This window comes from Neisseria sp. 27098_8_158 (assembly GCF_041433145.1).
GTDB lineage: Bacteria > Pseudomonadota > Gammaproteobacteria > Burkholderiales > Neisseriaceae > Neisseria > Neisseria subflava_E.
The window spans coordinates 486216-507086 of the sequence record NZ_JAPWAZ010000001.1 but is presented as its reverse complement, the minus strand read 5'-3'; the positions used below and the strand labels follow the sequence as shown (position 1 = coordinate 507086).

General features: G+C 46.8%; 21 protein-coding genes and 3 pseudogenes. 5 read left to right on the top strand and 19 right to left on the bottom strand.

Features of this window, described 5'->3' with window-relative positions; all coding sequences use genetic code 11:
• Nucleotides 1–42: 42 nt before the first annotated feature.
• The 3 genes from O3681_RS02465 to O3681_RS02455 form a co-directional block, all read right to left on the bottom strand.
• Nucleotides 43–537 (bottom strand): hypothetical protein, encoded by a 495-nt coding sequence (locus tag O3681_RS02465; protein ID WP_049328665.1) that lies wholly within the window; start codon nucleotides 535–537, stop codon nucleotides 43–45.
• A 145-nt stretch (nucleotides 538–682) separates the two neighbouring features.
• Entirely contained in the window at nucleotides 683–1117 is a 435-nt protein-coding gene (locus O3681_RS02460) for a hypothetical protein (protein WP_107723289.1), read from the bottom strand.
• A complete protein-coding gene (locus O3681_RS02455) occupies nucleotides 1110–2417 on the bottom strand; it encodes a homoserine dehydrogenase (protein ID WP_049330891.1) in 1308 nt (435 codons plus the stop codon). Before O3681_RS02455 ends, O3681_RS02460 begins: the two co-directional genes overlap by 8 nt.
• Nucleotides 2418–2622: 205 nt before the next feature.
• Between O3681_RS02455 and O3681_RS02450 the strand changes: the two genes are divergently transcribed.
• The 3 genes and pseudogenes from O3681_RS02450 (at nucleotide 2623) to O3681_RS02440 (ending at nucleotide 5588) form a co-directional block, all read left to right on the top strand.
• Nucleotides 2623–2997 (top strand): Mth938-like domain-containing protein, encoded by a 375-nt coding sequence (locus O3681_RS02450; protein ID WP_371459201.1) that lies wholly within the window; start codon nucleotides 2623–2625, stop codon nucleotides 2995–2997.
• Nucleotides 2998–3231: 234 nt separating this feature from the next.
• Nucleotides 3232–3516, top strand: a pseudogene (locus O3681_RS02445) (transposase); the annotation flags it as partial.
• A gap of 347 nt (nucleotides 3517–3863) precedes the next feature.
• A complete protein-coding gene (locus O3681_RS02440; RefSeq protein WP_371459200.1) occupies nucleotides 3864–5588 on the top strand; it encodes a monovalent cation:proton antiporter-2 (CPA2) family protein in 1725 nt (574 codons plus the stop codon).
• Between the two features lie 15 nt (nucleotides 5589–5603).
• Here O3681_RS02440 and O3681_RS02435 read toward each other — a convergent pair whose 3' ends face one another.
• Entirely contained in the window at nucleotides 5604–5828 is a 225-nt protein-coding gene (locus tag O3681_RS02435) for a hypothetical protein (RefSeq protein ID WP_150537849.1), read from the bottom strand.
• 122 nt (nucleotides 5829–5950) lie between these two features.
• On the opposite strand from O3681_RS02435, the pseudogene O3681_RS02430 reads away from it, so the two are divergent.
• A pseudogene (locus tag O3681_RS02430) lies at nucleotides 5951–6760 on the top strand (IS5 family transposase); the annotation flags it as partial.
• A gap of 575 nt (nucleotides 6761–7335) precedes the next feature.
• Here the strand turns inward: O3681_RS02430 and O3681_RS02425 are convergent.
• The 11 genes from O3681_RS02425 to O3681_RS02375 all read right to left on the bottom strand — a co-directional run bounded on the left by O3681_RS02425 (nucleotide 7336) and on the right by O3681_RS02375 (nucleotide 15835).
• A complete protein-coding gene (locus O3681_RS02425; RefSeq protein ID WP_234394578.1) occupies nucleotides 7336–7470 on the bottom strand; it encodes a zinc-binding dehydrogenase in 135 nt (44 codons plus the stop codon).
• 96 nt (nucleotides 7471–7566) lie between these two features.
• Nucleotides 7567–8034 carry a hypothetical protein gene (locus O3681_RS02420; RefSeq protein WP_199903846.1) on the bottom strand — a complete coding sequence of 156 codons (468 nt, stop codon included), beginning with the start codon at nucleotides 8032–8034 and terminating at the stop codon, nucleotides 7567–7569.
• A complete protein-coding gene (locus O3681_RS02415) occupies nucleotides 8009–8206 on the bottom strand; it encodes an alcohol dehydrogenase catalytic domain-containing protein (protein ID WP_371459199.1) in 198 nt (65 codons plus the stop codon). Before O3681_RS02415 ends, O3681_RS02420 begins: the two co-directional genes overlap by 26 nt.
• A 47-nt stretch (nucleotides 8207–8253) precedes the next feature.
• Nucleotides 8254–9771 (bottom strand): ABC transporter permease/substrate-binding protein, encoded by a 1518-nt coding sequence (locus tag O3681_RS02410; protein ID WP_049343866.1) that lies wholly within the window; start codon nucleotides 9769–9771, stop codon nucleotides 8254–8256.
• A gap of 101 nt (nucleotides 9772–9872) precedes the next feature.
• A complete protein-coding gene (locus tag O3681_RS02405; protein ID WP_049343868.1) occupies nucleotides 9873–10697 on the bottom strand; it encodes an ABC transporter ATP-binding protein in 825 nt (274 codons plus the stop codon).
• Nucleotides 10687–11547, bottom strand: coding sequence for an SDR family oxidoreductase (locus O3681_RS02400; RefSeq protein WP_049343870.1), 861 nt, complete (start codon nucleotides 11545–11547; stop codon nucleotides 10687–10689). The genes O3681_RS02405 and O3681_RS02400 overlap by 11 nt, the downstream gene beginning before the upstream one ends.
• Nucleotides 11548–12345: 798 nt before the next feature.
• The gene (locus O3681_RS02395; RefSeq protein WP_371459198.1) at nucleotides 12346–13560 is read right to left on the bottom strand and encodes an NADH:flavin oxidoreductase/NADH oxidase family protein; all 1215 of its coding nucleotides are present in this window, start codon (nucleotides 13558–13560) and stop codon (nucleotides 12346–12348) included.
• A gap of 73 nt (nucleotides 13561–13633) precedes the next feature.
• Complete coding sequence (locus tag O3681_RS02390) at nucleotides 13634–13945, bottom strand: metalloregulator ArsR/SmtB family transcription factor (RefSeq protein ID WP_314460872.1); 312 nt, start codon at nucleotides 13943–13945, stop codon at nucleotides 13634–13636.
• A 266-nt stretch (nucleotides 13946–14211) separates the two neighbouring features.
• Nucleotides 14212–14547: a thioredoxin family protein gene (locus O3681_RS02385; RefSeq protein WP_371459197.1), complete on the bottom strand. Its 336-nt coding sequence runs from the start codon at nucleotides 14545–14547 to the stop codon at nucleotides 14212–14214.
• Between the two features lie 92 nt (nucleotides 14548–14639).
• Nucleotides 14640–15140, bottom strand: coding sequence for an OsmC family protein (locus O3681_RS02380; RefSeq protein ID WP_371459196.1), 501 nt, complete (start codon nucleotides 15138–15140; stop codon nucleotides 14640–14642).
• A 116-nt stretch (nucleotides 15141–15256) separates the two neighbouring features.
• The gene (locus tag O3681_RS02375; RefSeq protein WP_107723279.1) at nucleotides 15257–15835 is read right to left on the bottom strand and encodes an NAD(P)H-dependent oxidoreductase; all 579 of its coding nucleotides are present in this window, start codon (nucleotides 15833–15835) and stop codon (nucleotides 15257–15259) included.
• 177 nt (nucleotides 15836–16012) lie between these two features.
• On the opposite strand from O3681_RS02375, the gene O3681_RS02370 reads away from it, so the two are divergent.
• A complete protein-coding gene (locus tag O3681_RS02370; protein WP_371459195.1) occupies nucleotides 16013–16903 on the top strand; it encodes a LysR family transcriptional regulator in 891 nt (296 codons plus the stop codon).
• Nucleotides 16904–16972: 69 nt separating this feature from the next.
• Here the strand turns inward: O3681_RS02370 and O3681_RS02365 are convergent, their stop codons facing one another.
• From O3681_RS02365 to O3681_RS02350, 4 genes and pseudogenes are all read right to left on the bottom strand, one after another.
• Nucleotides 16973–18610, bottom strand: a complete 1638-nt coding sequence (locus O3681_RS02365; RefSeq protein WP_371459194.1) for an NAD-dependent malic enzyme — start codon at nucleotides 18608–18610, stop codon at nucleotides 16973–16975.
• 355 nt (nucleotides 18611–18965) lie between these two features.
• Nucleotides 18966–19949 carry an alpha/beta hydrolase-fold protein gene (locus O3681_RS02360; RefSeq protein ID WP_283132710.1) on the bottom strand — a complete coding sequence of 328 codons (984 nt, stop codon included), beginning with the start codon at nucleotides 19947–19949 and terminating at the stop codon, nucleotides 18966–18968.
• Between the two features lie 29 nt (nucleotides 19950–19978).
• Nucleotides 19979–20425, bottom strand: a complete 447-nt coding sequence (locus tag O3681_RS02355) for a sel1 repeat family protein (protein WP_371459193.1) — start codon at nucleotides 20423–20425, stop codon at nucleotides 19979–19981.
• Between the two features lie 264 nt (nucleotides 20426–20689).
• Nucleotides 20690–20797: pseudogene (locus tag O3681_RS02350) on the bottom strand (LysR family transcriptional regulator); the annotation flags it as partial.
• Nucleotides 20798–20871 lie beyond the last annotated feature (74 nt).

Below are 20871 nucleotides of genomic sequence, written 5' to 3'. Positions count from 1 at the left end.
TAATGCCGTCTGAAATGATGTTTTCAGACGGCATTGTTTTATTTAAGAAGCTGTTTCACGCGCCCAATGGGGCAGGGAGGCTTTTTGTTTGCGGAACGAGGCAAGTTGCATGCCCCGACATTTTTCAAAAATCAATTCGACCCCGCTTTGCAGCTGTAAAATCAAATTGGTATGCGTTTCCGTTTTAATAAAATCGATATTGCGTTGTACCAAGCGTTGAATGACGGCATATACATCAAGGCAGCCATTTGCAAAAAACCACGGATTCAACTTTACCCAACGGCCGCCGCTTAATGCAGCATCAGGCTGAAAATCAGCACGAATCTGAGTCAGCCGATTGTCGGAGAAATGCAGTTCGATATCGCCATAAAGCCAAATATTCCAGCCTTTTTGTACCAACAAGCCTTTAGGGACGCAATCAGGCGCAGGAAACATCTGCAAAATAGACTCTGCCGATTGTCCGATTTCCAGATAGTCAAACCGGCCGGTATACAAAAAATCATAAATATCAACGGCAATAGGAAAGTGGTAACGCATGGTAACAACCATAGAAAAGCAATTAACCAAGCTATCTTAAACTTAAAATATAATGAAATCAATTCTTATTACTGTTTATTTAATATAGGAAAGGCCGTCTGAAATTCCAGACGGCCTTGTAGCTTTGATTTAAACCGATATTGGTTTACTCAGCCTTTAAATCAGCCACACATTGCCTATCGCGTGCCTCAAAAGCTTCAGCGCCACCCAAGAGTTTGAGTTGCTCCTCAGGGCTGATTTTGCCGAAGTTTCGGATTTGCTCGTCAGAGAGTTTGCTTAAGGGCTGATCCCACATGCAGACACAATAGTCTTGAGCCAATTTCTCGTTTTGCGCATCCAAACCTTTTGCCTTTAAATCAGCTTGCCATTTTTCAGCAAAAGGAATGTTTTTCACACAAGATTCCACCACATTTTGTTTCATCTGCGGCTTGTTCATGGCGCATTGTGAGAGCAGGGCAGTCAGAGCCAGCAAAGACAAAATAACCCATGCCCAAATACGGATGGTACGGATTTTTGCCTTGGCTTTCTTTCTGGCCGCCAGTTGCTCTTCAGACGGTCTTTCCGTTTGTTGCTCAGTCATGCAGGCTTTCCATGCGGATCATAGTGATCGGAGCATCCACGCAGCTCAGTGCCTCAATCGCTGCGATAGCGCGTTTGACATTGTGTTCCACTGTGGTGTGGGTCAGAATCACAATTTCGGCAGTACTTTGATTAATCACGCCTTTTTGAATCAGAGCCTCGATAGAAACATTTTCTTTGGCCAAGAGTGCGGCAATTTGACCCAACGTGCCCGGTTCGTCAGTTGCTTGAACGCGCAGATAATAGCTGCTGGTGATTTCATCCATAGGCAGAATATTTTGCGCTTGAACTTGTGAAGGTTGGAATGCCAAGTGAGGAACACGATGGTCAGTTTCCGCTTCAATCAGGCGGGCAATATCAATGATATCGGCAACTACGGCAGAAGCAGTCGGCAATGCGCCTGCACCTGCACCATAATACAAGGTTTCACCGACCATATCGGCATTGACGCGGACAGCATTCATCACGCCGTTAACGTTAGCCAGCAGACGGCTTTCAGGAATCAGAGTAGGGTGTACACGCAACTCGATGCCTTTGTCGGTTTTACGGGTAATACCCAACAATTTGATACGGTAGCCAAGCTCTTCAGCGTATTTGATATCGCGGCTGTCGAGTTTGCTGATGCCCTCCAGATAGCAGGCAGAAAAGTTCATCGGCGTACCAAATGCCAATGCGCTCATGATGGTGATTTTATGGCCGGCATCATGACCTTCGATATCAAAAGTAGGGTCGGCTTCCGCATAGCCCAAAGCCTGAGCTTCTTTCAATACGTCTGCAAACGCGCTGCCTTTTTCACGCATTTCAGTAAGGATGAAGTTGCTGGTACCATTAATAATGCCGGCGATGCTGCGGATTTGGTTTGCAGCTAAGCCTTCACGCAAAGCCTTGATAATAGGGATACCGCCGGCAACAGCAGCTTCAAACTGTACCATGACATTTTTTTCTTCTGCCAAAGGAAAAATTTCATTGCCGTATTCAGCCAGCAATTTTTTATTGGCAGTAACAATGTGTTTGCCGTTTTCAATCGCTTTCAATACCGCATCTTTGGCAATACCGGTGCCACCAAACAATTCAACAACAACATCAACATCTTGATGTTGAACCAGCTCAAACGGATCTTTGATAAAAGCAGCATTCGGGCAAATTTGTTTGGCTTTTTCTTCGCTCAAATCGCAAACAGCAGAAATACGGACTTCGCGTCCCAAACGACGACTGATTTCCGCAGCATTGTCCTGCAATACAGTAGCCGTACCGCCACCGACTGTACCCAAACCTAAAAGACCGATATTTACTGGCTTCATTGTGTCTCCTTTTGAGCCGATACTTTAAAATAATCACGAAAAACCAAGGCTTGTTATAATCGCTTGCAATCGTAAATTCAGAGCAAAGCATCAATGCACAAGGTCAAACGTTGAATCCTACCTGATATTGCTTGATTTTGCACCTTTTTTTGCAAGTTTCCCAAGGCTGTCTGAAAATCGTTCTACCATAAAAACAGGAATTGCCATGAAAATCACAGAAAACCATATCGATGAAGCCACATCATTTTTTTCATCCTCACAAGGCATATTGCAAATCGGAGAACAAACATATTCAGAACCCATTTGCTGGCAAGATGGCAAAGTAAGCATCATTCCTCAAACAACTATCGAAGAATTAAACGAACAAATTTTTATATCAGCAATTGAAACAGCAGAAAACCGTCCAGAAGTCATTATTATAGGTACAGGAGAAAAACAAAAATTTCTGCATCCCAAAATTGCTGCAGCCTTATCAGCCTACGGAATCGGCTTCGAATGCATGAACACAGCCTCAGCTTGCCGAACTTTAGTTTTGCTGCAAGGAGAAGGCCGAAGCACATGGGCTTGGTTGTGGCCATAATTTGTAGGCAAGGCTTTTACATCATACCAGTCTAAGTTCGCATAATTTATATTATGTTAAATTAATAATGCTAGTATTTTAGTCTATCAATTCCTGTTTTTCTCAATTCTACAATCACTTACAATATTCAAAAACAAAAAGGCCGTCTGAAAGGTTTTTCAGACGGCCCGAGACCTTTGCAAAATCCCCCCAAAAATCCCCTAAATTCCTACTAAGACATTCAGGGGATTTTCCATGACCACCTTCTTCCAGCAAACTGCCCAAGCCATGATCGCCAAACACATCGACCGTTTCCCACTATTGAAGTAGGATCAGATGATTGATTGGCAACCGATCGAACAATACCTGAATCGTCAAAGAACCCGTTACCTCCGAGACCACCGCGGTCGTCCCGCCTATCCCCTGTTGTCCATGTTCAAAGCCGTCCTGCTTGGACAATGGCACAGCCTCTCCGATCCCGAAATCGAACACAGCCTCACACTGCAAATGCTTGATCCCAAAATCGCCATTGAGTTTGACAGCGACCCCAAACGGGCACGCGCCAGCCGCCAAGCCGCGCTCAAAGATGCCGCCACACGTAAAATCTGGATAGCTGGCGCACATATGCCCTTCCCTGGCATCGGACACATCCGTGCCGAAAGCAACGGCAGCTATACTTGGGTGCCGGTGGAATATACCCCGATCGAAATCGACGGCAAAGTGCAATAAATTAACAAAAACCGACCGCACTTTTCTAAGAGGAAGCCGTCAAATGACGACTTTTTTGTGTTACGGAGATTTTTCTTTATAATACGAAAAATTTTTATGAATTAACAAAGGCAGGAATTATGGCGGTAGAAGCGGCTGACGGCGATTTATTGCACGTGGTGGAGTTATTGGGGGCGGCGGTAGTTGCCGTGCCGTTATTTAAACGTTTAGGTCTAGGCTCAATTCTGGGTTATTTGGCTGCGGGGCTGGTTATCGGACCCTTCGGATTAAAGCTCGTTACCGATTCCCACGCTATTTTGCATATTGCGGAATTCGGCGTGGTGATGTTTCTGTTTTTGATCGGGCTGGAAATGAAGCCGTCGCATTTATGGAAATTGCGTAATCAGATTTTCGGCTTGGGTACCCTGCAGGTGACTTTTTCCAGTCTGTTCCTTACCCAAATCGGGCTGGCTTACGGTTTTTCTTTAGTGATGTCGTTTATTTCGGCGGTAGGTTTTACACTCACCTCCACCGCAATGGTCATGCAGATTATGGACGAACGTCATGAAATCAGCACACCGCAAGGTCAGCGCATTGTCTCCATTTTGCTGTTTGAAGATTTGCTGATTGTGCCCATGCTGGCGATTGTAGCATTTCTAGCACCCGATAATCCCAATGCCGTTGCCGATGCCGTACCGCTATGGCAGAAAATCGGTGTTGCCGCGCTTTCTTTGGCAGCGTTGATTGCTACAGGTATTTGGCTGCTCAATCCGCTGTTTAAAATTCTGGCAAAATCCAAAGCACGCGAGGTGATGACTGCCGCCGCGCTGCTGGTGGTACTCGGTGCGGCTTATTTAATGGAGCTGGGCGGTCTGTCTATGGCGATGGGTGCGTTTCTGGCGGGAGTGCTGCTGTCGGAATCCGACTTCCGTCATCAGCTTGAAGCGGATATCGAACCGTTCCGAGGCCTTTTGCTCGGGCTGTTTTTCTTAGCTGTCGGGATGTCGCTGGATGTGGCAACGGTGCTCAATAACTGGAAGGTAATTCTTTCCGCCACTGTACTGATGATTATCTTGAAATGCCTTGCCATTTATGGAGTGGCGCGTTTTGCCAAAGCAAGCCATCACACCGCGATACACCGCGCCGTACTGATGTCGCAGGGCGGTGAATTCGCCTTCGTATTACTCGCCTCCGCTGCCGTACAACGGGTGATTAATGCGGAAGTGCTAGCGAATATGACGGCAATCGTGGTGCTCTCCATGATTATGACACCCTTCAGCGTTATGCTGTTCGACCGCTATTTCAAAGAATCCCGCGCAGCTGCGGCAGTGGACGATGTGGAAGAACATGCGGGCGAACTCAACGGCAACGTGCTGATTATCGGATTCGGGCGCATGGGGCAGGTGGTCAGCCAAATGCCGCTAGCCTACGGTGCCACCATTTCCATTCTGGACAACGATCCCGACATCATCAACGTCGCACGCGAATACGGTTTCAAAGTCTATTACGGCGAAGCCACCCGCGCCGACGTGCTGCATGCCAGCGGCGTGGAACACACCGACATCGTAGCGGTATGCGTGGACGACGGAGAAAGTGCGGTCAGAATTGTGGAAAATATTCATCATATCAACCCGAACGCCAAGGTGTTCGTGCGCGCCTGGGACAGACGCAATGCGCTGGCCCTAGTGAAAGCGGAAGCGGATTTCGTAGTGCGCGAAACCTTCTATTCTTCCATGAAAATGGGCGATGAAATCGTCAAGGCATTGGGTGCTAGCGTGCAGGAATTACGTGCCGTACACGACAAAGTACGCGACGCCGACAAAGAACGCTTCGCTTTGGAAATTGCCGGCAAGGAATTTGAAGGGCGCAGATTACTGTTGGGGAATATAAAGAAAAATTCGTAAAATAGAGCGCACTTTTTACGCCCGTTCGGAACGCAGGCGGTGTTGGCGGATGTTTTTCAGCAGGCGGAACAGTTCCGCCCACGCGGAGCGTTTCGGCTGTGGGGTGTTGCCTGTGCCGATGAGCTTCATTTGATAAGCATACGAGCCCAGTTCGAGAAAGCCGCCGAGCTTGCGATCGATGAATCCCAAGCCTGTGCGGACGGCGGGCAATTCCGCTTTTGCCAATCCGCCCGATAACATCCGTTGCGGCAAATCGGGAATGAGTGCAAATAGTATTTCAGACGGCCTTTTAAGGTTTCTACATCTATATTTTAGTCGGCGAACTGTTTTTTCATTCGTTCGCGTCGCTCTTGCGCTTCTACGGACAATGGCACAGCCTCTCCGATCCCGAACTGGAACACAGCCTCATCACCCGCATCGATTTCAACCTGTTTTGCCGTTTTGACGAACTGAGCATCCCCGATTACAGCACCTTATGCCGCTACCGCAACTGGCTGGCGCAAGACGACACCCTGTCCGAATTGCTGGAACTGATTAACCGCCAACTGACCGAAAAAGGCCTAAAAGTAGAGAAAGCATCCGCCGCCGTCATTGACGCCACCATTATTCAAACTGCCGGCGGCAAACAGCGTCAGGCCATAGAAGTCGATGAAGAAGGACAAGTCAGCGGTCAAACCACACCGAGTAAAGACAGCGATGCTCGCTGGACAAAGAAAAACGGCCTCTACAAACTCGGTTACAAACAACATACCCGCACCGATGAGGAAGGCTATATCGAGAAACTGCACATTACCCCCGCCAATGCCCATGAGTGCAAACACCTGTTGCCTTTGCTGGAAGGACTGCCCGAAGGTACGACCGTCTATGCCGACAAAGGCTACGACAGCAAGGAAAACCGGCAACATCTGGAAGAGCATCAGTTGTTGGACGGTATTATGCGCAAAGCCCACCGCAAACATCCGCTGTCGGAAGCACAAACCAAACGTAACCGATATTTGTCGAAGACCCGTTATGTGGTCGAACAAAGTTTCGGTACGCTGCACCGTAAATTCCGCTATGCGCGGGCAGCCTATTTTGGTCTGCTCAAAGTGAGTGCACAAAGCCATCTGAAGGCGATGTGTTTGAACCTGTTGAAAGCGGCCAACAGGCTAAGTGCGCCTGTTTGCGCCTAAAAGGCGGCTCGGATGCCTGATTATCAGGTATCCGGGGAGGATTAAGGGGGTATTTGGGTAAAATCAGGAGTGATTTGGGGCGAAAACAGCCGAAAACCTGTGTTTGGGTTTCGGCTGTTGGAGGAAGGGCTTTTTTGCAAAGGTCTCATGCTATGAGTTGAAGGTACTTGGTATCGTAATAAGTTCCCTACTCTACTACTCAATAATTAAAGTGGTAGAGTTACAGCCAAATTTCTCTTAAAACCTATTGATTTTATACTAAAAATTGGAGTACTATGAGCACACTCTCTAGAGTATCATTGATTCTCATTTGACATATAGGAACAATAAGCGGAATTTGTAGAAGAATAGGGAAAAGGAAATTAATTTATATTATGTTAAATTCATAATACTAGTATTTTAGCCTGCTAAGTCCTGTTTCTTCTAGTTGTACAATCACTTACATAATTCAAATATAAAAGGCCATCTGAAGAATTTCAGACGGCCTTCTCTTTATCAATATCCATGAAACCAATTCAGATCACAGTTTTATTCCAAAGCATGATTAAATTTCTTTGATAGAATTTTAGATAGCCCTATTCATTGACTACCACCACTTTCCCAAACCCGTCCGCGCTTTGCAAAAAACGGTGGGCTTCGGGAACTTGTTCCAATGTAAACACGCGTTCAATTAAGATTTTCACATTAAATTGCCAGATATAGTCAAACATCGCATCCAGCTTGGCTTGCGACACATTGCCCGAATGAAAGGCGGTGAGATAGCTGTTGTTTTTGAGTTCGATAATCGGATCAAAACCGTTTACGTATCATATATTACCTAGCTGCCCTGTATTGCAGACGATGCCGTATTCGTTGATGCGGGTGAAAGAATCACACAAAGTTGCCGGCCCGACCAATTCCAGAATTTTGTCATAGCTTTGGTCGGTTTGTAGTTTGCCATCGGCTTCAGTAATCACTTCGTCAAATCCGACTGCTTGCAGATGGGTAGCTTTGGCAGGATTACGCGTTGAACCGTGTAATACGATATGCGGAAACCGTACTTTAAGAAGCTTTGCAAAGGCTATGCCCACACCGCTGCTGGCACCACGCACCAATACACGATCTTGCGGCGCGATACGAAGCTGCTGTAATGAGCCGAACGCGGTGTAGTAAGTTTCGGGAATTGCGGCAAGGGTTGTCCAATCCAAATCGGTATGTTTGGGGTAAATTTGCTCGTTTGGCAGCAACACATATTCGGCGTAGCTGCCGTCAAAGGCGCGCCCCATTTCTCCCATAATAGAAGACAACCTTTTGTCCAACCTCCAGTGCAGGTGTGGAACTTTGCACCACTTCGCCTACACATTCAATGCCCAAGATGCACGGAAATTGGACAGACGGCGATTTACCTTCACGCGTGAAAATCTCGGAATGGTTGATGCAGAAGCCTTTGATTTTTACGGCTTTCATAATACCTCCCTAAGAATTTGATGCTTTCAGGTAGCCTACTGCCAATTTTACTTTCCTAACAACCCATTTTTCTCTAAATAATTCCGAGCCACGTTTTCCGCGCTTTCGCCTTGCACTTTCACGCGGTAGTTCATCTCGCTCATTTCCTCTTCGCTAATTTTTCCCGCCAGTCGGTTAAGTGCGGTCACAATTTGAGGATTTTTTTCAGCAAATTCTACTTTCATCAGCGGTGCGCCCTGATAGGCGGGGAACAGGGAAATATCATCTTTCAGCAAGCGCAATCGATATTTTTTCAATTCTGCATCAGTGGAAAAGGCTTCCACTAGGTTGATTTTGTCATTCAACAATGCCGTATAGCGTAAGGCAGGTTCCAAGCTAACAATATGTTTTAGCGTGATACCGGCTGCCTGCATGCCTTTATAGCCATCCGCTCGGTCGATAAATTCCAGTGAGAAACCTGCTCGGATATCGGGCGCTACCTGCTTCAAGTCGCTGATTGTCTTCAGTTGGTGCGATGCACCGTAGCTTTCTTTGACCGCCAACGCGTAAGTGTTCTGATAAGACATCGGTGGTAGAAACTCTAGCTGATATTGTTCCGCCAATAATTGTTTGCCCCGTTGATAGGTTTCATCTGGCGACAGATGGCGGTTCTTCTGTTCAGTTGGTACTTGTACTAAGGCTTCCAGCACTGTGCCGGTGAATTCAGGATAAATATCGATTTCGCCACTATTCAGTGCGCTAAACAGGAAAGTAGTTTTGCCAAAATTAGGTTTGACTGTGACTTTCACGTTCGAATTCTCACGTTCAATCAATAATTTATACATGTTAATCAGAATATCCGGCTCACTCCCCATTTTGCCTGCAACCACCACGTTTTTTGTGGCAGGTGTAAATGAAATCTGCGACAGACCGAGTGCACCGAAGCCCACCGCCAATGCAAGAATAATCGGCAACTTGTGTCGCGATTTCTGCAACAGCCCGATAATGCCGCTTACACCGACAGCCAATAACGCGGAGAGCAATGCACCGGTAAACGTCATTGTCATGTTGTTGCGGTCAATGCCGAGCAGAATCAGATTACCCAAGCCACCTGCGCCAATTAACGCCGCCAGAGTTGCCGTGCCGACAATCAGCACTGCCGCCGTGCGAATGCCCGAAATCATGGCAGGCAAAGCCATCGGTAGCTCAATCCGCCACAATGATTGCCAGCGCGATAGTCCGAATGCAGTGTATGCATCTTGAATCGATTGGTCGATTTGGGTCAGCCCCAAATAGGTATTTTGAAAAATCGGCAACAGCGCGTATAGCGTGAGCGCAATCAAGACGGGCGGCGAACCGATACCGACAAACGGAATCAGCAAACCCAGCAGCGCCAAAGACGGAATGGTTTGCAATATATTGGTAAACTGCAATACCGCTTCCGCTGCCCGCTGTCTGCGCGCAAACAACACGGCGGCAGGCACCGCAATCGCCACTGCCGCGAGCAAAGTCAGGCCGGAAAGCCATAAATGCGTAAGCAGCATTTGCCAGAGTTCTGCTGGGGTAACGTTTAGGGATGAGAACATAGTTTTAAATTTTATGTTTAGTACGTTGAATAATAGATGTTTATGTTTGCTTTACAGCAAGGTATTAGCGCCTTGAAAGAGGTTTCAGACGGCCTTCACCATCATAACACTGCCCTTCTCACAGCTTCCTGTCCCTGTTTATCCAACCGTAAGAATTGGTGGATGATGCGTTCGGCATCGGGGGCATCGGCGGTGGAAAACAGCGATTGCACATAATCATTTGCCGGCTGCTTTTTGATTTCTTCAGGTGTGCTGATTTGTACCAGTTTGCCGTTATGCATTACACCGATACGGCAAGCGAGTTTGGCGGCTTCCTGCATATCATGGGTAACGAAAACGATAGTAGTGCCAAATTTTTGGTGAATCATAGCAATTTGGTCTTGCAGCACGGTGCGCACCAGCGGGTCAAGTGCTGAAAACGGTTCGTCCATCAGCAGAACTTGGGGCTTGGCTGCAATGGCTCGCAAAATGCCGATGCGCTGCTGTTCACCGCCGGAAAGTTCGTGCGGATAGCGGTCGCGGTAGTGCGCAGGGTCAAGTTCCACCAGCTCCAATAATTCATTCACACGCGTTTTGCGTTCGGCTTTCGGCCAGCCCAGTACGTCAGGCATAAGTTCGATATTTTCCGCGACGGTCATGGTGGGAAAAAGCGCGATTTGCTGTAATACGTAACCAATTTGGTGGCGGAGCTGGCGGATGTCGTAGTCTTTAATCCGTTTCCCGTGCAGATAAACGTTGCCATCGGTCGGTTCAATTAGCGCGTTAATCATGCGTAAAGTGGTGGATTTGCCGCTGCCCGAGCCACCTACCAACACGAAAAATTCACCCTGATAAATGGTCAAATCCAAATCGCGCACAGCATATTTGCCGTTATAATGCTTGCCTGTGCCACGAAACTCGATAAATGGGACAAGATTATTTTGCATATTGTGTCTTTACTACGTCTTCAAAACTAAGCGGTGCTCGTCCCAACAACTGCGACAGGTCGTCTGAAACGGTAGCAAGCTCGCCTTTAGCAATGGCAGTGTAGGTAGAAACCCAGGCTTCAATCTGCCAATCGGGCGTGTCAGGATACTCAGCTTTGCGGCTGGCGAAGGCTTCTTCCACAGTTTCATTGTGGTAGCAGTGCGGTTTGCCGGTGATTTCGGTTAAGACGGCGGCTATTTCAGCAAAACTTAATGATTGGGAACCGGTCAGCGTGTAGATCTGATTATCATGGTGGTGGTTTCCGCATGCGATGTTGGCGATGATGTTTGCCGCTGCTTGGGCAACATCGCGCTGTGAAACGCAGGCAACGCGCCCGTTGTCGGCTGGGCCTGCGATGATGCCGTCTGCGTTAGCAATTGTTGCCATCATCTCACTGTAAAAATTGTCGCGCAGAAAGGTGTAGCGCATATTTGTTTGCCGGATTGCATTTTCGGTAACCGCATGAGTGCGCGCCAGCGTGAAGGTACTGTCCAACGCCGCTTGAGCAAAAGAGAGATAGACAATATGTTTCACGCCTGCTTCCGAAGCAGCCTGCACCAAAGTCAAATGCTCCTGTTCGCGCATCGGACTTTCGGCGGCAGACACCATAAACAGCACGTCCACCCCATTTAAAGCCTGCTTAGCAAGCTCCAAATCGCCATAGGCAAACCGCCGCGCCTCGCAGTTCGGCAGATCGGGTACTTTGGCGGGGTTGCGCAGTGGCAGAATAAGCGGTAGGTCGCGTGTACTGAGGTGTTGGGCGACCATGCCGCCGATGTTGCCGCTGGAACCAGTGATGGCTAGATTCATGTTGTTTTCCTTATAGAGATAGCTTTGCCGTTTACAGGGTTTCTGTAAAACCATGTGCATGCTGCTTTTTGGGTTTCAGGTAGACTGAATAGATTTAAGGGATGGTTTATTAATGGTTATTTTATTGTAGCAGTTTTCCTGCATACGATAAGCCACGAAAGACTCACTTGATTATTAAGCTGATATTAATAATTAGGTTAGGATATGTGGTCTTTCCGTTTTCAAGTCCCTTATGGCTTAAAACGGACCTCTTTTACTAGTTTTTAGAATTTAGGTGGCATTTACATTACCAAGTATTTGTACTGCATTTCTCTATTCTCAAAGAATTTAAAGAGCTTAGGGTATGTCCCCACGGCCCTATTCCGCTACTAAATAATTAAGTGATAGAGTTATAGCATAATTGAACTGACAAATTTCTTAAAACCTATTGATTTTATACTAAAAATTGTAGTACTATGAGCACACTCTCTAGAGTATCATTAATTCTCATTTGACATATAGGAACAAAACAGCGGAATTTGTAGAAGAATAGGGAAAAGGAAATTAATTTATATTATGTTAAATTATTATAAGTTATAATCATAATTTAGTAATTTAATTAGTATTTTTTAAATTCTTATTCTAAGTCACTTTCAAAGAACAGGATCTTTTGTATCGCTCAGTGGATATCTAAAATTCTAAAAACCATTTGAACTTAAAGATTCAAACGGTTTTTTAGTATCAATTTATTTATATTCCATGCTTCTATATACGGTTAAATTTTAAAATTTAATCCTCCTTCAAATCCAACCGCTTTCATCATAAAGCCCTGCCCGTACTCAAACCTGCCTTGCCATTTTCCCATAAAGTTTTCAGCAATACTTTCCACGCTGACAATTTGGGATCAGGCTGTTTGCCTTGTCCGATTAAATCCATTTGCGTCATGTACCAATTCATTTCCAGCATCGCGCCTGCTTTTTTATCAACCAACGCCACGCCTGTTTGGATGCGGTCGGTTTTCACGGTTTGGTAGGTGCCGTTTTGCATTTTTTTTGCTAAATCAGGCACTAAGGCAAACGGACGAGCGACACCGACCAAATCCAAATGGCCGCTGGATAAGGCGTCTTCCATGGCGTTTTGCGAACGGAAGCCGCCGGTGATAATCAGCGGAGCTTGGCTGACTGCACGGGCTTTTTCGGCGTAATCGATGAAGAAGGCTTCGCGTTTGCGGGTGCTGTCTTTAGCCGCGAGCATTTGCGGGCTTTCGTAGTTGCCACCGGAAACTTCAATAAAATCAATGCCCATTTTCGACAGTTTTTGTACCACCTGCACCGATTCGCTTTCGTCAAATCCGCCTTTTTGGAAATCTGCCGAATTGAGTTTTACTCCCACCAAGAAATCTTTGCACACGGCAGCGCGGATGGCGGTGTAGGTTTCCAAAAGGAAGCGCATACGGTTTTCCAAGCTGCCGCCCCACTGGTCTTGGCGGCGGTTGTGATGCGGCGAAAGGAATTGGCTGATGAGATAGCCGTGCGCAGCGTGAATTTGTACGCCTGAAAACCCTGCCTGTTCGGCAATTTTCGCGGTTTGTACGAATTGCTGAATCAGCCCGTTGATTTCATCGGCAGTCAATTCACGCGGCGGGTTGATAAAGCCGTCCATGCCCACCAACGGCACGGCGCTCGGCGCAAGCGGCGTTTTATTGACCACCGCAGGCGACTGTTTACCCGCATGGTTGATTTGCATGATGAGCAGCGTGTCGTTTTGCGTGCCTGCTTTCGCCCATTTTTTCAGCATCTCAAGGCTGCGGTCGTCTGAAATCACCACATCATTTATCGAACCTTTGCCGCTTTCGGCGACCATCACATTGCCCGTAACCAACACACCTGCACCGCCTTTTGCCCAAGTGTCGTAGAGGCGGACAAGTTTTTCAGACGGCTGGTCGTTTTGGGCAAGTTGCTCTTCCATGGCGGATTTGAAGATACGGTTTTTGGCGGTTTTGCCGTTTTGAAAAGTGAATGGCGTGAATAACATAATCGTTCCTTTAAGTTGATAAGTTTAAAAATGTAAACGTATTTGGGTAAAAATAAAGGGGCAACGGATAACCCTATTTTGAAAGCGGGCAATTTTGAGCCATTAAATCGGTAAGCTGTTTCAACCTCGCCACCGCATCCGCCATGGCAATACTGTAAAACCGCTCTTTGCCGACCTGCTCCACTGCCACCGCCCCAGCTTGCAGCATGATTTTCAAATGATGCGACACCGCAGGACGCGACAGATGCAGATGCTCGGTCAGTTCATTGACATTCATCTTGCCGTGTTCCCACAGCACGCGCAGGATTTGATGGCGGTTTTCATCGCTCAACACAGTAAAAATAGGAATGCACTCGCGCATTAAATTCATGGTTTGTTGCGGCATATTCGGTTTCTTGAGTTTATATGTTTAAAAATTTGAACGTATTTTAGAGAGAAAGATGGGGAATGTCAAAGGGAATTTTCAGAAGATGGTTTTAGTGTACAAATCACAGCGTTTCATCAATCATTATCTCAGTCTGCAAGCTGTTTCAGACGACCTTTTCGTAATAAAGAGCGGTCAAATTTTTAAGTGTTTTGCAAATCATCTTAAAAACTTGACCACTTGCATCATTATCAAGACCGCAGCCGTCTGAAACATTGATAGACCGGTTACTGATGTTCGCTTTCTGCTACTTTTGTCCATTTTGCCAATGTCTGCTTCATCTGTGCCTGAGGGATGAAGCGGGCCATCCGTTCTACTTCCTTGCCTTGATAAAACAGCAGCCATGCAGGTGCGGTCAGCACGTGGAAACGTCCAGCCATTTCGGGTATTTCAGCAATATCGGCTTTTACGGCATACACATTTCCTTCTAGCTCCAAAGCTGAGTCAAGCTGGGCAGCCACGACCGTACAAACACCGCAGATTGGGGCTTTGATGTACAGTGATACTAAAGGGTGTGTGGCGATGGCATGTTCGATGTCTTTCAGAGTGTGCAGTTGTTGCATGTCATGTCCTCCTTTGAGCGATTAAGCCCTTTTCTAGTTGTCCAGAAAAGGGGCTTTCAACGAAATGAAAACAAGAAAACGGTTTGAGTCGTCTAGATTTTTTCCACAACCACTTTTGCCCGCGCTTTCAGGCTGTTCAACACTGGCGAGGTGGCGGCGGAGCGGTCGGCGAAATTTTGCAGGGTAGGAAGGTCGGCGTCGGCTTTTACTTTTACGGTTAGCACCAGATTATCCAGTCCGCCGTAGCCATCTTCCATGCCGCACAGTTTGGCCATGTCGATACCGCCGCTTGCGGATATTTCAAACTGTTCCAGTTTCACGCCTGCTTGTGCTGCTTGCAACTCGAAACCTATGGCGCAGCAGCCTGCAGCAGCACCGATCAGGTATTCCATCGGACTTGGGGCGGCGTTTTCACCGCCCATGTTTTTCGGTTCGTCTGTGGTAAAGGCAGGGAAGCGGCGCACGGAGATTTCGTTCTTCGTGCCGGATACCCAGCGCGAATCGGCGCGTAATGCTGCCTTGCCTTTTGTATGGTCGTTTTCAACCGCTGCCATGGTAGTTCGGAAACGTTCGATATCTAACCCGTTAATCATGTTTTGTCCTTTCATATGATGAATTGCAGATGGTTTTTCGCTACACTATTTCGTACCAATTAGCGACTGACAAAATGGTGGGCAAAAGCCCACCACTTCAAGTTGATGTTTTATCATTAACCAAACACTTTTTTCAAATGTGCTTGGTAGTCTGCGAAGTATTGTTCTACTTGTGGATTTTTAACTACATCGTTACATGTAAATGTCGGTAGACGGGTCAAACCGATGAACTCGTTGAGTTTGTGGAAAGGCATGTACACAGCATCCACATCTTTGCCTTCAAAGAAGTCGCCTTCACGGGTGAACGCTTCAATCGGCGCATTCCAAGTAAGCGAAAGCATGTGTTTTTTGCCTTGCAACAAACCACCTGTACCGAAGCCTTCAGTTGGACTAACACGATGACGGCCATCACTGTGGTAAAGCTTGCCGTGTCCAGCGATAAATACTTCGTCTATGTATTTCTTCACTGTCCAAGGCTCGTGCATCCACCAAACAGGCATCTGCCAAATCACGGCATCCATCCACAAGAATTTTTCGATTTCTGCCTCAATATCATAGCCAGCATCAATCACAGTTTCTTTTACATTGTGTCCAAGTGCGGTCAAAACTTCTTTTGCTTTTTTGTGAAGCGTGTGGTTTAACTCACCATGAGAATGGCCGAAAGCTTTACCACCGTTTAATAATAAAATGTTCATTTTTACTCCTAGAATAAATAATTTATAAAAAAAGGATGTGATGTTTACGGATATTGTCTTCTGTTTACTCTCATGAAGTTGCAGTCATTTTATGATTTGTTTTTATTGAGATAAATAGGGTTTAGCTTTATGATGCAATGAATTAAATTCACTAATAAAAGAGAGTTTAAAGAGAAAATGCAGAACTTTAACGAGCTGAATTATTTTTTAACACTGGCGCAAACGCAGAGTTTTGTGAAGGCAGGACAGCTTTTGGGGATTTCTTCTTCGGCGTTGAGCCATAGCATGAAAAATTTAGAAACGCGGCTGAACCTGCGTCTGTTCAACCGCACTACACGCAATGTGTCGCTGACCGAAGCTGGGCAGCAGCTTTTCGACCAACTTTCTCCACTTTATCAAGCCATAAACCAAGAAGTCGATGCATTAAATGATTTTTTGAATACGCCATCGGGATTGATTCGCATCAATGCCCCTGTAATAGCAGCGGAAGCCGTGTTGTATCCAAAATTAAAGCCGATTTTGAACCAATACCCGAAAACCCGCTTGGAAATCGTGGTGGACGATCGTTGGGCAGATATTGTGAAAGAAGGATTTGATATGGGCGTTCGGTTAGGTAACAAGGTAGCGAAAGAGATGATTGCGGTACCAATTTCCGCACCGCTCAAAATGGTATTGGTTGCCTCGCCCGATTATTTGGCACAACACGGTTCACCGAAAAATATTGATGATCTGCAACAACACCGTCTTATCGGCATAAAACTCTCCGGTGAACACGGCACGGAGATACAGTGGGAATTCAAATACAAAACAGAGCTAATTACGTTCACGCCCAAATCGCAGTTTTCCACCAACAATCATCTGCGTCTGCAAGCCGTTTCAGACGGCCTTGGCATTGCGTGGATAGCACATATGAGCGTAGCGGATGCACTCAATTCGGGGCACCTGGTCGAGCTGTTGCCTGAGTATGCAATGACTTACGAACCGCTTTACCTCTATTACCCCAGCCGCCGCGGGCATTCCAATGTGTTTAAGCTGATTGTGGATGCGCTGCGGGTGGAGGTCGTCTGAAAATGTAAAAGCAGCCTGACTTCTTTGCATGGATTTCAGACTGCTTTTTGCTTTCAGGTAGCCTTATAGCTATTCATATACCGCCTGCCACATTGCGTCCTGCACCGCCTGTACCCAGTTTTCAGGCTGCTTGGTCGTTACACCGTCCTTGACCGCCTGTTTGGCAACAGCAACAGCAACAGTAGCAGACGATGCTCGCAGGTTATTCACCGATGGCAGGAGCGACGCGCCTTCGTCCTGCGGATTGACTTGCGAGGCGACTGCTTCAGCTGCAGCCAGCAGCATCCCGTCAGTAACGTGTTTCGCACCGGAAACGATAACTCCCAGCCCCAACCCTGGGTAAAGCATGGCGTTGTTAGCTTGACCGATTTCGTAGTTCACGCCTTTATACGGCACGGGTGGCACGGGGATGCCGACAGAAATGAGTGCTTTGCCATCCGACCATTTTATAGCCTCACTCGGCATCACTTCGATTTTCTCGGTCGGGTTAGATAACGGCAGCAGAATTGGGCGCTCTACGCCCGCACATAGGGCTTTGACTACGTCTTCAGTGAATGCGCCGTGATCGGTGGATGTGCCAATCAAGATAGTCGGTTTTACTTGTTTTACAACTTCGAGCAAGCCGATTTTACCGTCCGTTTTCGCCCAGTCAGTAACTTCAGTGGCAGGGCGGGCATATTCCTGCTGGTAATCAGGCAAGCCGTCCATGTCGTCAGTAACCAGTCCGTTGATGTCAATCAGCCATACGCGTTGTTTCGCTTCTTCGCGACTCAGGCCTTCGCGCTCCATCGCCGCACTGATTTGGTCGGCCATACCCGTACCTGCGGTGCCTGCACCGTACACCACCAACCGCTGTTCGGCAAAGGTCTGTTTGGTCACTTTTAGGCCAGAGAATACGGCAGACATCACAATCGCACCCGTTCCCTGCATATCGTCGTTGAAAATACGGTATTGTCGGCGGTTCTCCACCAAAATGCGGCGGGCATTGGACGGACCGAAGTCTTCAAAGTGCAAAAGCGCATTGGGGAACATTTCAGCAGCAGTTTTCAGGTAGTTTGCAATCAATGCGTCGTAGCGTTCACCACGCACGCGGGCATGGCGATTGCCCAAATAAGTGGGATCATTGAGCAGGGCTTCATTATCTGTACCCACATCTAGATTCACAGCAATGGTGCGGCTGGGATGAATGCCTGCAGCAGCAGTATAAACTGCCAGTTTGCCGACGGAAATATCCGTGCCGTTCACACCCCAGTCGCCGATACCCAAAATCTCTTCCGCATCGGAAACCACAATCAAATCTACATCATCTGCACCCAAGCCCAGCGTTTCAAACGATGCACGGATGTTTTCAGGATGGTTTACATCCAGATAGACAGCTCGCGAACGGCGGTAGTCGCGGCTCCATTTTTTAATTGCTTCGCCGACAGTGGGGTCGTAAACAACGGGTAGCATTTCGGCTAGATGGTCAATCAGGAGTTTGTAGTACAGTACTTCGTTGCGGTTGTGCAGTTGATCGAGAAAGATATATTTTTCAATATCTTTTTCATAGGATGAAAACTGGCGGTAAGCACGCGTGGCCTGTTGTTCGAGCGTTTCTACAACGACAGGTAGGCGGCCGGTCAGACCATATTTTGCTCGCTCTTCCAATGTGAAAGCGGTATCTTTGTTGGTGAAAGGGTTCTGTAGGATGGTGGGGATGTTGCTCATATTGTGTCTCCTGTGAAGATTAGGAAAAGCTCGTCCGAAAAATGGACTGTTATATTGTACTTAAAAAAATATGGATTAAAAGTTAATTTAACAACCTAGAAAGTCCTTAAAAGTTGATGATTAGCCTTTTAAAGACTACTAACAGACGTGTCACAATGAAACTGAATCTAAACCACACTGTTTCAGGCTACCTGAAACAGTGCAGGCTGCCATTGGTCTGATTTTTTGAATGCGTGCCTACGATGCTGCCCCCCTATCCTGTTTTTCAGACGGTTTTTTTCATAACAAAGAGCGGTCAGTTTTTTAGGTATTTTTGTAAATCATCTTCAAAATCTGACCGCTTGTATTTTTAAGATTATTTTCCTTTCTTCTGATTCATCAACCAATCACGGGCAGGTTCGAGTAAATAGGCGTAATCAAATGAGTACATATGCTCTGCACCTTTGTGGGTTGAGTTTTCCGGAATTACGGTATTTGGTGTGAAACGGATGAAGTTAATACGTTTGCCTTGGGCAAGCATTTGTTGGACTTTTGCGTCTTGTTCGGTCTGCGGTAATTTGGCAGAGAACTCAGTTTCGGCGTAGCTGACTTTATCTTGTTTCAGCATTTTTCCAACTTGAGCCATGCCTGCAGAGGCTTTTGGATCGGCAGCCGAAACGGTATAAATAAACTTCGCTTTCTCCAATGGTTTTAAAACATTGATATCCCATTGACTGCCAACAAACATAGACGCCGCAAAGAAGTTAGGCTCGATACTATTTAGGTAGAATGAAATCATACCGCCCATGGATTGACCCGTGGTATAAACACGATTGGCATCAATCGCTTTTTCGGCGATCAGATTTTTGACAAGGCGTAAGGTCATGGGGACTTCTTCAGTTGTTTCCCATTTATCGTTGACTGCCGTTTCGGTGTAAGACGGTACAAGGACAAAGGCTGGGTGTTTCGCCTGCGCTTCATCGGTTGCCCAGATAATGCCGCCGTAGCCTTGCATTAGTGGGGCTTTTACGCCTTTTCCTGCTGTGCTGGCATCTGCGATAAACATAACTAACGGATATTTGCGACCCGGCTCAAGATTTTTCGGGGTGTACAGGTTGTACTGCATTTCTTTGCCTGTTTTGGGATCTTTAAACGTTAACACTTCAAAACGTGGTGCAATTTGTTCACGCAAGGCAAGCAAGCGACTATCGTAGGATTTATCCGCGCCGCCGTATTGTTTGTCCCAAGCGGAATTTTGCGTGTTTTGAGTCGTCACTGCTTTTTCAGTCGCATTGGAGAGTGTATTGCAAGCGGCTAGCAACAAACTTGCGGCGATAATTGTTGCGGTTTTCTTCATCATGGAAACTCCTTAAATTTTGTGAGAAATCGTCAATGTGTTTTGATGCCTAAACGGTTCAACGCATCAATCGCTGGCAGGGAAATATGGTCGCCTCGTTTAGCAGACTCTTGATACCAATGCACGGCTTTGGTCATGTCTTTTGCCGTGCCGATACCGTTTTCGTAGCAATGACCAAGCCAGTATTGCCCGGTGATGTCGCCCGCTTCTGCCGCTTGCATGAAGTAGGCAAAAGCGTTTTTTGCATTCTTGGCGACACCTTTACCGTTTAGATACATCAGACCCAGATAACGCGGTGCTTTCATATGCCCAGCCCGTTGAGCTTGCTCAAAGTAGGGCATTGCATGTTGGTAATCCTGTTTTTGATACAGAGCGATGCCTTCGTCCAACAAGGCTTTCGCCTGCTCATTATGTTGTGGAACGGTAGAACAGGCGGCGAGAAGGGCTGTAGCGACGAACGCGGATAGTTTGGATTTCATAAATCACTCTCTGACATATATAGTAAATTGAAATAATAGTACAAAGTTTCATTTTAGACATTAAATAAAGTGCGGTCAGATTTCAAGGCTTTTTATTTATCCCTTCACCAAAACAATGCATTAAACAATCCAATACGGTGCGTACTTTTGCTGATTGGGTGCGATGTGCGGTGGTGGCGTAAAGGGTGCTGGTGGGGAGTTTGTGCAAATAATCTGGGGAAGCACAAATCAAGGTTTGCCATTGTGCCAATGGGTGCGAGATGCTGTCGGCGTGAGGCTGCGTGTGGTGCGGTTAAGCAATTTGACGCCGTAATAATTTTCCAGCTTGCGAATGACTTGACTGATTGCGCTGGCAGTCATGCACAAATTCGCCACATCCGGTATTTGTTGTGAATTTCCCTGCTGTTTGGACTATAGTAGAACCGTATTTGAATAACAAATAATGA

Bases quoted from the DNA above. Each gene is read 5' to 3' on its own strand.
- O3681_RS02375 (WP_107723279.1), bottom strand. From the start codon at position 15,835: ATGAACATTTTATTATTAAACGGTGGTAAAGCTTTCGGCCATTCTCAT.
- O3681_RS02410 (WP_049343866.1), bottom strand. From the start codon at position 9,771: ATGTTCTCATCCCTAAACGTTACCCCAGCAGAACTCTGGCAAATGCTG.
- O3681_RS02395 (WP_371459198.1), bottom strand. From the start codon at position 13,560: ATGTTATTCACGCCATTCACTTTTCAAAACGGCAAAACCGCCAAAAAC.
- O3681_RS02435 (WP_150537849.1), bottom strand. From the start codon at position 5,828: ATGTTATCGGGCGGATTGGCAAAAGCGGAATTGCCCGCCGTCCGCACA.
- O3681_RS02420 (WP_199903846.1), bottom strand. From the start codon at position 8,034: ATGGGAGAAATGGGGCGCGCCTTTGACGGCAGCTACGCCGAATATGTG.
- O3681_RS02380 (WP_371459196.1), bottom strand. From the start codon at position 15,140: ATGATTAACGGGTTAGATATCGAACGTTTCCGAACTACCATGGCAGCG.
- O3681_RS02450 (WP_371459201.1), top strand. From the start codon at position 2,623: ATGAAAATCACAGAAAACCATATCGATGAAGCCACATCATTTTTTTCA.
- O3681_RS02390 (WP_314460872.1), bottom strand. From the start codon at position 13,945: ATGCCGCAACAAACCATGAATTTAATGCGCGAGTGCATTCCTATTTTT.
- O3681_RS02370 (WP_371459195.1), top strand. From the start codon at position 16,013: ATGCAGAACTTTAACGAGCTGAATTATTTTTTAACACTGGCGCAAACG.
- O3681_RS02355 (WP_371459193.1), bottom strand. From the start codon at position 20,425: ATGAAATCCAAACTATCCGCGTTCGTCGCTACAGCCCTTCTCGCCGCC.
- O3681_RS02365 (WP_371459194.1), bottom strand. From the start codon at position 18,610: ATGAGCAACATCCCCACCATCCTACAGAACCCTTTCACCAACAAAGAT.
- O3681_RS02455 (WP_049330891.1), bottom strand. From the start codon at position 2,417: ATGAAGCCAGTAAATATCGGTCTTTTAGGTTTGGGTACAGTCGGTGGC.
- O3681_RS02400 (WP_049343870.1), bottom strand. From the start codon at position 11,547: ATGAATCTAGCCATCACTGGTTCCAGCGGCAACATCGGCGGCATGGTC.
- O3681_RS02385 (WP_371459197.1), bottom strand. From the start codon at position 14,547: ATGCAACAACTGCACACTCTGAAAGACATCGAACATGCCATCGCCACA.
- O3681_RS02460 (WP_107723289.1), bottom strand. From the start codon at position 1,117: ATGACTGAGCAACAAACGGAAAGACCGTCTGAAGAGCAACTGGCGGCC.
- O3681_RS02360 (WP_283132710.1), bottom strand. From the start codon at position 19,949: ATGATGAAGAAAACCGCAACAATTATCGCCGCAAGTTTGTTGCTAGCC.
- O3681_RS02425 (WP_234394578.1), bottom strand. From the start codon at position 7,470: ATGTTTGACTATATCTGGCAATTTAATGTGAAAATCTTAATTGAACGC.
- O3681_RS02465 (WP_049328665.1), bottom strand. From the start codon at position 537: ATGCGTTACCACTTTCCTATTGCCGTTGATATTTATGATTTTTTGTAT.
- O3681_RS02405 (WP_049343868.1), bottom strand. From the start codon at position 10,697: ATGCAAAATAATCTTGTCCCATTTATCGAGTTTCGTGGCACAGGCAAG.
- O3681_RS02415 (WP_371459199.1), bottom strand. From the start codon at position 8,206: ATGAAAGCCGTAAAAATCAAAGGCTTCTGCATCAACCATTCCGAGATT.